The sequence below is a fragment of the uncultured Parasphingopyxis sp. genome, assembly GCF_937129435.1.
GTDB lineage: Bacteria > Pseudomonadota > Alphaproteobacteria > Sphingomonadales > Sphingomonadaceae > Parasphingopyxis.
This window is the reverse complement of record NZ_CAKZNF010000010.1, coordinates 23351-35985: the sequence shown is the minus strand read 5'-3', so window position 1 is coordinate 35985 and position 12635 is coordinate 23351. Positions and strand designations below refer to the sequence as shown.

Here is a 12635-nt window from a genome sequence, read left to right as displayed (position 1 = left end):
CGGAGGGCTTTTTTGTTTGCTGCGACCCGAAACTAGCGGGCGCTGTTCACGTCGTTCTGGGTGATCGGAACGATGCGAATTTCGACGCGGCGGTTCTGCTGCTTGCCGGCCGCCGTCGCATTGCTGGCGATCGGCTGGCTCTCGCCGAAGCCCTGCGTGGCGATACGCGCACGGTTGACGCCGCGCGCCACCAGATAGTCGGCCACGGCCTGCGCCCGGCGCTGCGACAGCGCGAGGTTGTAGGCGTCCGAACCGTCCGAATCGGTATGGCCGTACACATCGATATAGGTTTCCGGATAGGCGTTCAGCGTCTGCGCCACTTCGTCCAGCGTCTGGCGGAAGATCGGGCGAAGCTGCGCCGAATCGACGTCGAATTCGGCGACCGAGCCGGGCATCTGAAGATAGAGATTGTCGCCTTCGCGGATGACCTCGGTGTCGGTGCCGGCTGTCGCCTGTTCCAGGTCGCGCTGCTGGCGATCCATATAGGTGCCGATCGCAGCACCCGCGACGGCACCGATACCGGCGCCGATAATCTCTTCGGTGCGCGAATTGCGGCCGCCGATCAGGTCGCCGAGCAGATAGCCGCCGAGCGCACCGACGACGCCGCCGATGGCGCCCGTGGTCGACACGCGCTGGTTGCCGGTTTCCGGATTGGTCACACAGGCGCTCGTCCCCATCAGGGCGATGGCGGCCGCGCCGGCGGTAAGGCTCTTGGAAAATTTCATCACTTTGCTCCCTCTGGCAGAATTTTCTGCGGTTATGCGCCCTCAACACCCGCCATAGCCGCCTTGTTCCGCGCAGTCGCTTGAACAACTGCTGATCGCGTGGTTGTCCCGGAGAAAGATTCACGCCACAACACCCTATTCCGGCCATGCAACCCACGCCCATCACGCCCTTTCCCTGGTTCGACCTGTGCATCATCCTCGCCCTGGTGCTGCTGAACGGCGTCTTCGCGATGTCAGAGCTCGCCATCGTTTCGGCCCGCAAGGCGCGGCTCCAGTCGATGGCGAAGCGCGGGCGGCGCGGGGCGCAGACGGCGCTCGATCTCGCAGGCGAGCCCGGACGGTTCCTTTCGACCGTCCAGATCGGCATTTCCCTCATCAGCATCCTCGCTGGCGCCTATTCGGGCGCGAGCCTCGGCGGGCCGGTCGGCGAACGAATCGCCCTGCTCGGCGTCGAGCCGGGATTGGCGCAAACGCTGGGCTTCACGCTGGTCATCGCCGTGACAACCTTCGCCTCGCTGGTGATCGGCGAGCTCGTTCCCAAGCAATTCGCGCTCCGCAACCCGGCACCGATCGCCAGTCTGATCGCCATTCCGATGCACTGGCTCTCGATTGCGACGGCGCCGCTGGTCTGGCTGCTCGACAAGACGAGTGCGCTGATCTTCCGCATATTGCGCATGAACCGCGAATCGCAGTCGCGCGTCACGGCGGAAGAACTCCATATGCTGGTTGCCGAGGCGACCCAGTCGGGCGTCATCGAGGAGAGCGAGCGCGCCATCATCTCGGGCGTCGTGCGGCTGGCCGACCGGCCCGTGCGCGAGGTGATGACGCCGCGGACGGAGGTCGACTGGATCGAAGCCTCCTCGACGCCGAACGAGATTCGCGAAGTGCTGCTCGCGACGCCGCATACGCGGCTGCCCGTGGCCGAGGGTTCGGTCGACGAGATCATCGGCGTGGTTCAGGCGCGCGACATCGTCTCCGCGCTGTTCGAAGGGCGGTCGCTCGACCTGCGCGAATTGATGCGGCAGGCGCCGATCATCCCCGATCAGGTCGATGCGATGGACGCGCTCGAGGCGCTGCGCGAATCCGACGTGCCGATGGCGCTCGTGCATGACGAATATGGCCATTTCGAAGGCATCATGACTCCGCTCGACCTGCTGATCACCATCGCCGGCGAATTCGCGTCGGACCAGGATTTCGATACCGACCCGCCTTTCGTCGAGCGCGACGATGGAAGCTGGCTCTTTTCCGGATCGCTGTCGGCGGACAATATGGCGGAGAAGCTCGGCATCGACCTGCCCGACGACCGCGAATATGCGACCGTCGCCGGCTTCGCCCTGTCGATCCTGCGCCACCTGCCGACGGTGGGCGAGGATTTCGAGTTCGAGGATTTCAGCTTCACCGTCGTCGACATGGACGGGCGCAAGATCGACAAGCTGCTCGTCGTGCCGCCCGAGGGCGATGACGAAGACGGCTAGCATTGCGTGCCAAGCTGTGTTAGTCATATAGAACAGTAAGGAGATTTTTCATGGGTCCGCTGCTTCGCAACCTGCTTCTCGTCGTCGCCGCGATCGTGCTGCTGTTCCTCGCGATCAAGGTCGTCGCGAACGTCGTCGCGATCATCTTCTACGTGCTCGCAATCCTCGCCATCGGTTATGTCGTGCTGTATTTCGTCCGCGGTTCGAAGAGTTAGCCGACAGGCCCGTTAGCCCTGAGCCTGTCGAAGGGCGTTTCTCGATGTCGATAGGCAGACTTCGACAAGCTCAGCCCTGACGGCATCAGGGCCGCATCATAATGCCGATCAGGCAGCGCGGCTCGATAGCTTGCGCCGGCGCCGCCGCTCGACCGACGAGCCGATCCCCATCGCCTCGCGATATTTGGCCACCGTCCGGCGCGCGACGGTAAAGCCCTTGTCCTTCAGCAGGACGACGAGCTTGTCGTCGGAAAGGATCTTGTCCTCATTGTCGATGAGGTGACGGATTTCGCTCTTCACCGCTTCCGATGACGCCTCTTCGCCGTCCTCGCCGGCCGACACGCCGCTGGTGAAGAAATATTTCAGCTCGAACACGCCGCGGTCGCAGGAGAGATATTTGTTCGACGTCGCGCGGCTGACCGTCGATTCGTGCATGTCGATCACCTCGGCAATCTCGCGCAGGGTGAGCGGTTTGAGCGCCGCGACGCCCCTCTCGAAAAACCCCGCTTGCCGCTTCGTCAACTCGCTCGCGACCTTGACGATGGTCCGTGCGCGCTGGTCCAATGCCTTCACCAGCCAGTTGGCGTTGGTCAGGCACTCGTCGAGCCAGGCCTTGCCCTCGGCCTCCTTCTTCGCATCGCCGAGTTCGGCATAGTATGAGCGGTTGACGATCAGGCGCGGCAGCGTCGCCGCGTTGAGTTCGACCGACCAGCCCGATGCCGTGCGGCGGATGAAGATGTCGGGCACGACCTGCTGCACCGGCTCGCCGCCGAAGCGGCAGCCCGGCTTGGGATCATAGCCGCGCAGCTCGGCGATCATGTCGGCCAGATCCTCGTCGTCGACGCGGCACATGCGCTTCAGCCGCGCAAATTCGCCCCGCGCCACCAGATCGAGATGATCGATCAGCTTCGCCATGCACGGGTCGTAGCGATCCGCCTCGCGCGCCTGCAGCGCGAGGCACTCCGCCAGATCGCGCGCGCCGACGCCCGTCGGATCGAAGCCCTGGATCGTCTCCAGCACATCTTCGAGCTCCGACATGGGGACCGAGAGCTGATGCGAAAGCCGCAGCAGATCGGCGCGCAGATAGCCGGTCTCGTCGATCCGTTCGATCAGCTGCCCGGCGATCATGAGCCGATGTCCGGAGAACACCGCCGCCGCCTGTTCGCCCAAATGATCGACGAGCGAGATATCGGACATGGCGAGCGACTCGATATCGCCCTCGCCGCCACCCGCAAGGTCATCCATGCCGAGGCCGCTCGACGGCCCGGCCTCGATCCGGTCGCCCGGCCCATCCTCGTCGAACGCGCTGGCATCGATATCGAGCTGCGCCTCGCCATCGCCGTCATTGCCTGACAGGAGCGTATCGGCGCTTTCCGGCTCCGGCGCGTCGCCGAAGCCGTCGTCATCGCTGGACGCGGAGAGTTCGCGATCCTCGTCGCGTTCCTGTTCGAGCAGCGGATTGCGTTCGATCTCTTCGGCGATAAAGGCCTCGATCTCGAGGTTCGACAGCGCGAGCAGCTTGATCGCCTGCTGCAACTGTGGCGTCATCACCAGTTGCTGCGACTGTCTGAGATCGAGGCGCGGTCCGAGGGCCATGCTTAGGGCCTAAATCCGCGCTTGGCGCCGTCGCTGCGCGAGGAAATTTGGCTGGTGGCGAGGAAGGAAAGCGCAGGCCATGACAGCATGGTCAAGCGTTCCTGACGCTGCCAGCGGCCAAATTTGTCGCGCCCCTTCGGGGTTCCGAAAAGAGGCTCAACCTGACGGCGCAATTCGCGCTCGAACATTACCCAATGTCCTTCGCTTGAATTGCTTGCATGTTAAGCCTCTTTTCGAAACAGCGGCGGCGCCAAGCGCGGGTTTAGGCCCTTTAAGCCTTACCTTTCAAACCCTTCGCCGAGGTAAAGCCGCCGTACCTCGGCGTTCGACACGAGTTCGTCGGGCGATCCGGCAAACAGCACCTTGCCATCGTAGATGATGCAGGCACGATCGACGATGCCGAGCGTCTCGCGGACGTTATGATCGGTGATCAGCACGCCGATGTTGCGGTTTTTCAGGTCGGCGACGAGATCGCGAATGTCCGAGATCGAGATCGGATCGATACCCGCGAACGGCTCGTCGAGCAGCATGATCGAAGGATTGGCGGCCAGCGCCCGGGCGATCTCGCACCGCCGCCGCTCGCCGCCCGATAGCGCCATCGCCGGCGAATCGCGCAAATGCTGAATCGAGAATTCCTCTAGCAGCTGTTCGAGCCGCTGTTGCCGCGCCGCCTTGTCGGGCTCGGCCATTTCGAGCACGGCGGAAATATTCTTCTCGACGCTCAACCCGCGAAAGATCGAGGTTTCCTGCGGCAGGTAACCGAGGCCGAGGATCGCGCGGCGATACATGGGGAGGCCGGTGATATCCTCACCGTCGAGCATGATGCGGCCCGAATCCGGCTTCACCAGCCCCATGACCGAATAGAAGCACGTCGTCTTGCCCGCGCCGTTCGGCCCGAGCAGCCCGATCACCTCGCCCCGCCCGACATGCAGCGACACGTCCTGCAGCACCTGTTTCTTGTCGTAGCTCTTGGCGATCGAGACGACCGACAGCCCTTCCGGCTCCTCGCCGGTGACGGGCATCGCCTCGGCGGGCGCGATTGCGGAGGCATCGTTCATGCGCGCGCTTTTGGCATCATTCTTGCGTGATTGGAACCGGGCACCGGCCGGAAGAGAGGCAAGGGTCGAAGGAATTCGTCATTGCGAGGAGCCGAAGGCGACGCGGCAATCCAGAGCCACAAGCGCCGTCCTGTTTGGCTCTGGATTGCTTCGCTTCGCTCGCAATGACGAGGATGGATAGATTCTTACTCCCCGCCCCTTTGCGGCACCGTGAAGCGGCCGGTCACACGGCCGCTCGGCGTGCCCTGCGTCGTGATGCCATCGCCGCCCTGGCTGCGACCGTCGACCACGGCCCGGCCGCTGTTAAGATCGATCACCAGCCGCCCGCCGCGGATGATATTGCCACCCTGGTTGAGCTCAACGCCGCCGATCATCGTGATCAGCCGCCGGTCGAGATCGTAGGTCGCGAACTGGCCCCGCGCGGTCTCGCTGGGGCTGCGCACGAAAACGCCGCCCGATGCATCGAGCCGCCGCACCTGCACATCGCCGCCGGCATTGCCGCTGTAATTGACGGTGATACGCGACGCATCGAGCGCAAGATTGCCCTGGCGCACATTGACGTTGCCGGAAAAGATCGCACGATCGGCGCGGTCCTCCACCTCGATCCGGTCGGCGGCAACGTCGACGGGGGCGTTGGTGTTCAGCCCCTGCAGCGCCGACTGGCTGGAGGCGGGCACGGCACCGAGCAGAGCAAAGGCACCGGCGGCACAAAAGATCGACAATCGAGTCATGGCGGCTATCTGACGCCTCCCTGCTCGATACGCAAGCGGGCACGGCCATTGAGCACGACAGAGCGGTCTTCGATGTTCACGCGCATGCCGTTCGCCTGGAACCGGCCGAGCGGAATGCGTCCCGTCACCGCCCCGGTGCTGCGCATTTCGCGCGCGCCCAGATCGACATCGACATCGCTGGTTTCGAGCCGGTAACCGTCCGAAGCGCGCATCAGCACCGGCCCTTCGACGGCGACCGTCTGTTCGTCCATATCGTAGCGCCCGTCGCGCGCGACGATCACGGCGGGCCCGTCGTCGAGATCGATGCGTGCGGTGAGATTCTCCATCTCGACCACCGGCGTATCCGAAGAACGCTGCACCGCCGACTGGGCGCGCAGTTCGAACAGCCGTCCGCGATCGTCGGCGCCGCTATAGCGCGCCGCTTCGACGCGCAGCCGTTCATCGGCGATCTCGACATTGTCCTTGGAGAGCAGGAAATTGAGCTCGCTGTTCTGCTGAAGCGGCGCCATGGCTAGGAAAGCCGCCAGCACGCCGACCGCGCAGGGCAACAATATGTTGAGCAGCCCGACCAGTTTGTCATGCCGGCCGCCCGGATGCGCCCAGGCCTGGCGCCGATTGCGCTGCTGGCGGGCCGCCTCAGACATGGGCGAAGATGTCGATCTCCGGCCAACCGGCCAGATCGAGCTGCGCGCGATGCGGAAGGAAATCGAAACAGGCCTGCGCCAATTCCATCCGCCCTTCGCGTACGAGACGCGTGTTCATTTCGTCCATCAACCGGTGGAGATAGCGGACATCGGACGCGGCATAATCCTTCTGCGCGTCGCTGAGTTCGGGTGCACCCCAGTCCGAACTTTGCTGCTGCTTCGATATGTCCTCGCCCAGCATCTCCCGGCAAAGCTCCTTCAGCCCGTGCCGATCGGTATAGGTCCGCACGAGGCGCGATGCGATTTTCGTGCAGTAAACCGGTGCCGCCATCACGCCCATATAGTGCAGGATCGCGGCGATATCGAAGCGGCCGAAATGGTAGATCTTGATCCGGTCCGGATCGCCGAGCACGGCCTTCAGATTCGGCGCGGCATAATCGCTGTCCGGCCCGAAGCGGACGAGGTGCTCGTCGCCCTTTCCATCGGCAAGCTGCACGACGCAAAGCCGGTCACGAGGCGTCTGCAGCCCCATGGTTTCGGTATCGACGGCGATCGGCCCATCGGCCAGCACGCCCGCCGGCAGGTCTTCTTCGTGAAAATGAACGGTCATGCCCCGCCCATAGGCCGAACGCGATGAACGCTCAATGGCCGCGCGCTAAGCTTCCGTGTCGGACGCGTTGCCTTTGCGCCGCATCCGCGCCTTGCGCGCCATGATGTTGAGAGCCTCGACACCGGCGGCAAATGCCATGGCGGCGTAGATATAGCCCTTGGGGATATGCACGCCGAACCCGTCGGCGATCAGTACGAAACCGATCATCATCAAAAAGGCGAGTGCCAGCATGACGACGCTGGGGTTGCGATCGATGAACTCGGCGAGCGGATCGGCGGCGACCAGCATGACGACAACGGCAACGATGACAGCCACCACCATGATCGGCAGCACATCGGTCATCCCGACGGCGGTCAGGATCGAATCGATCGAGAAAACCATGTCGAGCAGCAAGATCTGCACGATGGCCGAGGTGAAGGTCAGCGATCCCCTGCCCTTCTTGTCGAGTATCTCGCCGGAAACCTCCGAATCGACATTGTGATGGATTTCCTTCGTCGCCTTCCAGAGCAGGAACAGCCCGCCCGCGATCAGGATCAGGTCGCGCGTCGAAAAGGCGGTTTCGAAGGTCGGCGCGCCATGGCTGTCCAGCGGGCCGGTCAGGCCGAGATCGAACAGCACCTGCGTCGCCTGCACGATCCAGGCGATCATCGAGAGCAGCGCCAGGCGCATGATCAGTGCGAGCGCGATACCGATCCGCCGGGCCTTTTGCCGCTGTTCGGGCGGAAGCTTGTTCGACAGGATAGAAATGAAGATGAGGTTGTCGATGCCCAACACGACTTCGAGCACGATCAGCGTGACGAGCGCGGCGATATTGGCGGGGTCGATAAAGACGGCGAGTATCTGGTCCATCAAGCGCAAATGCCGCAGCCGAATTGCGCTGACAAGACGGCTTTGCGCGCCATACGGTAGCTGGTTTCGCCAAAACCCTCGCAGACCGGGCAAAATTGCGCTATGGCGAATCATGGCGCGAACGGTTTGCGCCAGGGGGTTCGCGCGTCATGCCCGGCGCGACTGCTGATATATATGACCGGGCAAAGGAAGATTTTACTACCCATGGGTTTTGACAGGGGCCGGCGCGGACGCCGGCAGGACAAGCGCGACGGTTTCGGCGACGAAAACTATTATCAGGAACAAGGCAGCGGTTTTCAGGAGCGCGGCGGCTTAAGCGGCGGCAATGACGATCGCGGCGGCGGTTTCCAGGATCGCGGTGGCGGAGGCGGCGGCGGCGGCTTCCGCGGCGGCGGGATGCCCCGGCAGATTGTCGGCGAGGGCAAGGGCGTCGTAAAGTTCTTCAACGGACAGAAGGGCTTCGGCTTCATCGTCCGCGACGATGGCGGCGAGGATGTCTTCGTCCATATCAGCGAGGTCGAAAAGGCCGGGTTACAGGGCCTGGCCGAAGGCCAGCCGCTGAGCTTCACGCTGGTCGACCGCAACGGCAAGGTGTCGGCGAGCGACCTCGTGATCGAGGGTGAACCGCTCGAGGTACCGCAGCGCGAAGAGCGCGGCCCGGCGCGCAAGCTGACCGGCGACAGCGCAAGCGGGACGGTAAAGTTCTTCAACTCGATGAAGGGCTTCGGCTTCATCCAACGCGATGACGGCCAGCCCGATGCGTTCGTGCATATCAGCGCCGTCGAACGCGCCGGTATGTCGGGTCTCAACGAGGGTGACCGGCTCGACTTCGATCTCGAGGTCGATCGTCGCGGCAAGTTTGCTGCGGTGAATCTGCAGCCCAAGACCGACTAGAGGGGCGGATAAGCCAGGCGGCTCGTCGGTCGCCGCGCTTGCTCAACGAACCAGAAGGAGCCCGGCAGTTCTCGCTGCCGGGCTTTTCTTTTGCCCGCCGGTTGCGGCCGGCCGGACACTCGTCAAACGGCGTTCCGGATATATCTGCCGGGATCGGGGGCCACGACATCGAAAACTGATGAACCGGCCGTGGTGTGAGCGACTCGCCCGACGGCGGCGGTCACCAATCCCAGCGGCGAGATAAGGGCACAGCTTCGGCCTAAGGCCCCGCCTGCATCGACGTCAGAGCATGTCAGAGAGAGCTCCGTGGACGGCGTATGACAGGCAAAGGTAAGCCAGCCGGACGTCGTGGCAGCAACTCGTGAATGGTGCACACAAAAGGGCCCGGAGAGTTTCCTCCCCGGGCCCTTTTATGAGGTTGTCGGTATCGCCTAGAAGCTGACCGAGAACTCGGCGACCGCACGGTCGTCACGGCGGTTGGCGCGCGAAATGTCGGTCTCGACGGCCGTCGTGAACGACATGTTGCCACGCTCGATGCTGAGACCGCCACGGACCTCGGCCCAGCTGCCGTCATTGGCAAAGCCCGGCAGCACGATCGGGACACCGGCAGCGTTGGCGAAGCGAACAGTCATGTCCGTATTGTTGCCGCCCACGGCGTTGACATAGTCGGCCGATAGCTGCGGACGAAGCGTCCAGCCATCGCCGACCGTCGTCTCACCCTGGAAGGCGAAGCCGACCCGGCCTTCGATCCGCTGTTCGCGAACCGTATCGACCTGGAGCGCGGCCTCGGAACCGCTCTCCATATAGCCGTCGACCGAATTGCGCAGGTAACGAAGGCCCACACGCGGCGTCAGGTTGAAGTCGCTACCGATCCCGATATTGACACCGGCTTCGACGCCAGCGGCATAGTGGCTCGCCGTGGTGTCGTTGTTGAACCTCGCCGTCTCATAGCCATTGTCGGTGAGACGATCGGTGCCGATATCGCTGATCGAAGCCGATCCGAGGCCCGCAACATAGGCGCCGCCGCCCATATTGTAGGAGGCGTACATCATTGCCTGGTTCGTCCGCACATTGGCGGCCGATCCGCGCAGCGACGAACGGCCCTGGCTCAACGCGGTTGCACCGCCCACCGTCAGGTTGTCGGTGACTTCCGCCTCAAGGCCGAGCGCCATGTGGTAGGTGGCCCGCATGTCGTTCCGGCTGCCGAAATTGGTCGCCGTGCGGCCCATTTCGTAACCGCCCGAGATGAAGCCGCTCATATTGTCGGGCAGCTGGCCGAGCGTGCGGCCCGAAGACACGACGCGATCGGTGAAGCTGCGGCGGCTGGCCATCGTGGTCGACATGTTCGACCCGCCAGCGGCGATACCGATCGCTTCGGGCGAACCGACGATGTTGAAGGTGCCGCGCTGGACCCGGTCGGTGCCGATCATCGAGAGACGATCGGTGACGAGGTTCAGCATCTGCTCGTTCTGCAGGCTGCCGATCTCCATCGACTCGTTCCGGATGGTCGGCGCGAAGCCGGCGAGCGTCGCCGTCAGGCTCTGCGCGTCCATAACGTCGAGCGCACCATATACGCCGTAGAGCGAGTTGTAGTCGCTGCCACGGAGCGCATCGAGCGCGTTGGCGAACGAAAGCGCCGCCGGCGATGCACTGGCACCGATGAAATCGGTCATCAGCCCCGCTTCCAGCGTTACCCGGATCGCATCCGCATCGTAGGTCAGGACCGGGTTCAGAACCCCGACGCTGCCCGTCACATTGTCGAACTCTCCAATGACACGGGTGGCGCTGACGATGTTGTACCGGTCGCCGTCACGCGGAGCGGCACCGGTGCCGATGCGGAAGTTGGCGGTGCCGCCAGCTACGAAATAGCCCGGATTGTCGGCATCGCCCTTGACGGTAATCCGGTCGTTACGGTTGCGGACGATATCGAAGATCGTCGTCGCGCCCGAGGACAGGATTACGTCGCCGCGAACGGTGAACGTGCCCATATTGTTGCCGCGCGGATTGATGGTGCCGGAAACGACCGTGAAGAAGGTCGGATCGAACACGCCGCGGCCACGCAGAAGGCCGTCGACCATCAGCGCCTCGCCCGTGGTCAGGCGGCCGTCGATATCGACGATCCCGCCGGTCTGGGTGAAGTCGCCCAGCACCGTGAGATCGGCACGACCGGTGATCACGAGCCGTGCATCGCCGGTCACCGAAAGGACGTCGATCTCGTATCCGCGCGAGCTGAGACGGGTCGTGCCCGGAGCGCCAAGCATCACATCGAAATAGCGTGCCCGAACACCGGTGCTGGGATCGGGATCGATATTGTTCGGCACGAAGCCCGTGGCACCCGGAAGACCGTTTTCGATCGTCGCGGCCGGGAGCGGCGCATCGACATATTCCGGAGGTCCGCCGTTGATGCCCTGCGGCGATTCGCCGGCAGCCGGTGCCGCCGTTTCGCCGCCGAGCGTTGCGCGCCCACGTTGATCGGTCGTCGCCACGGCCAGATCCGCGCCGGCAGTTGCGCCACCATCTTCACGTGACGGCGGAACCGGGTCGCCGGTCGCAAGATCCTGGCACTCGTGCACATCATCAGGCGGATTGCTCGGTCCGCGCGGATCGAAGCACACCACACCAAAGTCCGGCGCACCGCCGTCGACGCTCGCACCCGGCGAGGTCGGAATGCCGTTCACGACATTGCCGTTATCGTCGATGATCCGATAGGCCGGGTCGAGCGTCGTGACCCAGTGCGAAGGATCTTCCCAAGCCCCATCGCCTTCGACCGAGCTCGCATAGCGATACGGGTTCACCTCGGCGATATAGTCCCAGAAGAGATAAAGCGGCTGATAGAAGCTCTCGGTGCCATAGCTCGAAAAGACCTGCGGGCCGAAGAAGCGGCTGCCACCCGAAAGAACGGCCAGCACCAGATTTTCGTCGCTGAGAGAATTGTTCGCCCGGTCGAGAATCAGCGGGCCGCCGGAGTCGCCGCCGGCCGTCGTCCCCTCGCGGGTGCGCGCTTCATCCTGGTACAGGTTGAAGTCGAACTCATTCGTCTCATTGGGGTCGTCGAAGTCGAGGCGATACAGGCTCTGCGGAAGATCGCCGAAGGGATCGCCGAAGAGGAAGGTGTTGCGCTCGTCGAACGAGGTTAGTGCGCCGAGCATGTTCTCGGCAGCGCGGCGGCGCCAGTCGATGCCCTGAATTGCGCCGTCGGTACCGTTGCCCGAACGGCCATAGCCGGTGATGTTGACGTGATAGCCGGTACCGTCGTCAGGCGTCTGCGTGGGGGTTGGCAGCGGCGAGAAGAGCAGCGTCCATGTGGGGACGTCGCTGGCCGGATCGCTCAACGCTGCGACCGCGACATCGCCTTCGAGGAAACCGAAGGCATTCGGATCTTCGAGCGAGCGCGGATTATAAAGAATCTGACCGATGTTATAGACGGCGAGGTCTGCGTTCGAAGCGAAGCCGTTGCTGATCCAGTTCTGGAACCCGGGCAGTGCGTTATCGTCGAACGAGAAGGCCGACTGGATCGTGCCGTTCGTGTCGTAATCGCTTTCAGGGCGGTCGTTCACGCAATGCGCTGCGAAGATGACCGTGCGAGGATTGATCAGCGAGCCGGTGCAGACGAAGCCGTCACTGCGGAAAAACATGCCGACGCCGTTCACCCCGGTATCGTCTATGATGTCGGCCGGCGTGAAATTGTCGTTGGGCACGATGGCCTGGGCCGGCGTTGCCAGCGCAAGCGCCATGGCAGCAAAAGCGGATCCCGCTGCGAGTGTTGCGGCACGGTTTTTATGAATCGACATTATCGAAGGCCCCCTGAAAAGTTTTGACGAAATGTTCTTATATCTCT

Annotated in this window: 12 protein-coding genes; 3 read left to right on the top strand and 9 right to left on the bottom strand. The window is 63.5% G+C overall.

Translation table 11 applies throughout. From position 1 onward, the window contains the following. Window positions 1-32 precede the first annotated feature (32 nt). The gene (locus Q0139_RS02580) at window positions 33-725 is read right to left on the bottom strand and encodes an OmpA family protein (protein WP_298016854.1); all 693 of its coding nucleotides are present in this window, start codon (window positions 723-725) and stop codon (window positions 33-35) included. Window positions 726-871: 146 nt separating this feature from the next. Between Q0139_RS02580 and Q0139_RS02575 the strand changes: the two genes are divergently transcribed. Next, window positions 872-2200, top strand: coding sequence for a hemolysin family protein (locus tag Q0139_RS02575; protein WP_298016852.1), 1329 nt, complete (start codon window positions 872-874; stop codon window positions 2198-2200). Between the two features lie 50 nt (window positions 2201-2250). Continuing rightward, complete coding sequence (locus tag Q0139_RS02570) at window positions 2251-2415, top strand: hypothetical protein (protein WP_298016850.1); 165 nt, start codon at window positions 2251-2253, stop codon at window positions 2413-2415. 108 nt (window positions 2416-2523) lie between these two features. Here the strand turns inward: Q0139_RS02570 and rpoN are convergent, their stop codons facing one another. The 7 genes from rpoN to Q0139_RS02535 all read right to left on the bottom strand — a co-directional run bounded on the left by rpoN (window position 2524) and on the right by Q0139_RS02535 (window position 7903). Further along, a complete protein-coding gene (rpoN, locus tag Q0139_RS02565) occupies window positions 2524-4011 on the bottom strand; it encodes an RNA polymerase factor sigma-54 (protein ID WP_298016848.1) in 1488 nt (495 codons plus the stop codon). A 2-nt stretch (window positions 4012-4013) separates the two neighbouring features. Continuing rightward, window positions 4014-4199, bottom strand: coding sequence for a hypothetical protein (locus tag Q0139_RS02560; protein ID WP_298016846.1), 186 nt, complete (start codon window positions 4197-4199; stop codon window positions 4014-4016). 90 nt (window positions 4200-4289) lie between these two features. Further along, window positions 4290-5069, bottom strand: coding sequence for an LPS export ABC transporter ATP-binding protein (gene lptB / locus Q0139_RS02555; RefSeq protein ID WP_298016844.1), 780 nt, complete (start codon window positions 5067-5069; stop codon window positions 4290-4292). A 185-nt stretch (window positions 5070-5254) separates the two neighbouring features. Continuing rightward, window positions 5255-5800 carry an LptA/OstA family protein gene (locus tag Q0139_RS02550; protein WP_298016842.1) on the bottom strand — a complete coding sequence of 182 codons (546 nt, stop codon included), beginning with the start codon at window positions 5798-5800 and terminating at the stop codon, window positions 5255-5257. Between the two features lie 5 nt (window positions 5801-5805). Further along, entirely contained in the window at window positions 5806-6444 is a 639-nt protein-coding gene (lptC, locus tag Q0139_RS02545) for an LPS export ABC transporter periplasmic protein LptC (RefSeq protein ID WP_298016839.1), read from the bottom strand. Further along, entirely contained in the window at window positions 6437-7054 is a 618-nt protein-coding gene (locus Q0139_RS02540; RefSeq protein ID WP_298016837.1) for a ribonuclease D, read from the bottom strand. The genes lptC and Q0139_RS02540 overlap by 8 nt, the downstream gene beginning before the upstream one ends. A 45-nt stretch (window positions 7055-7099) precedes the next feature. Continuing rightward, complete coding sequence (locus Q0139_RS02535) at window positions 7100-7903, bottom strand: TerC family protein (RefSeq protein ID WP_298016859.1); 804 nt, start codon at window positions 7901-7903, stop codon at window positions 7100-7102. Window positions 7904-8107: 204 nt separating this feature from the next. On the opposite strand from Q0139_RS02535, the gene Q0139_RS02530 reads away from it, so the two are divergent. Beyond that, on the top strand, window positions 8108-8797 hold the full coding sequence (locus Q0139_RS02530) for a cold-shock protein (protein WP_298016835.1): 690 nt from the start codon (window positions 8108-8110) through the stop codon (window positions 8795-8797). Window positions 8798-9228: 431 nt separating this feature from the next. Here Q0139_RS02530 and Q0139_RS02525 read toward each other — a convergent pair whose 3' ends face one another. Continuing rightward, window positions 9229-12588, bottom strand: a complete 3360-nt coding sequence (locus tag Q0139_RS02525; RefSeq protein WP_298016832.1) for an autotransporter domain-containing protein — start codon at window positions 12586-12588, stop codon at window positions 9229-9231. Between the last annotated feature and the right edge of the window lie 47 nt (window positions 12589-12635).

Bases quoted from the DNA above. Each gene is read 5' to 3' on its own strand.
- Q0139_RS02535 (WP_298016859.1), bottom strand. From the start codon at position 7,903: ATGGACCAGATACTCGCCGTCTTTATCGACCCCGCCAATATCGCCGCG.
- Q0139_RS02560 (WP_298016846.1), bottom strand. From the start codon at position 4,199: ATGTTCGAGCGCGAATTGCGCCGTCAGGTTGAGCCTCTTTTCGGAACC.
- lptB (WP_298016844.1), bottom strand. From the start codon at position 5,069: ATGAACGATGCCTCCGCAATCGCGCCCGCCGAGGCGATGCCCGTCACC.
- lptC (WP_298016839.1), bottom strand. From the start codon at position 6,444: ATGTCTGAGGCGGCCCGCCAGCAGCGCAATCGGCGCCAGGCCTGGGCG.
- Q0139_RS02570 (WP_298016850.1), top strand. From the start codon at position 2,251: ATGGGTCCGCTGCTTCGCAACCTGCTTCTCGTCGTCGCCGCGATCGTG.
- Q0139_RS02580 (WP_298016854.1), bottom strand. From the start codon at position 725: ATGAAATTTTCCAAGAGCCTTACCGCCGGCGCGGCCGCCATCGCCCTG.
- Q0139_RS02525 (WP_298016832.1), bottom strand. From the start codon at position 12,588: ATGTCGATTCATAAAAACCGTGCCGCAACACTCGCAGCGGGATCCGCT.
- Q0139_RS02575 (WP_298016852.1), top strand. From the start codon at position 872: ATGCAACCCACGCCCATCACGCCCTTTCCCTGGTTCGACCTGTGCATC.
- Q0139_RS02540 (WP_298016837.1), bottom strand. From the start codon at position 7,054: ATGACCGTTCATTTTCACGAAGAAGACCTGCCGGCGGGCGTGCTGGCC.
- rpoN (WP_298016848.1), bottom strand. From the start codon at position 4,011: ATGGCCCTCGGACCGCGCCTCGATCTCAGACAGTCGCAGCAACTGGTG.
- Q0139_RS02530 (WP_298016835.1), top strand. From the start codon at position 8,108: ATGGGTTTTGACAGGGGCCGGCGCGGACGCCGGCAGGACAAGCGCGAC.
- Q0139_RS02550 (WP_298016842.1), bottom strand. From the start codon at position 5,800: ATGACTCGATTGTCGATCTTTTGTGCCGCCGGTGCCTTTGCTCTGCTC.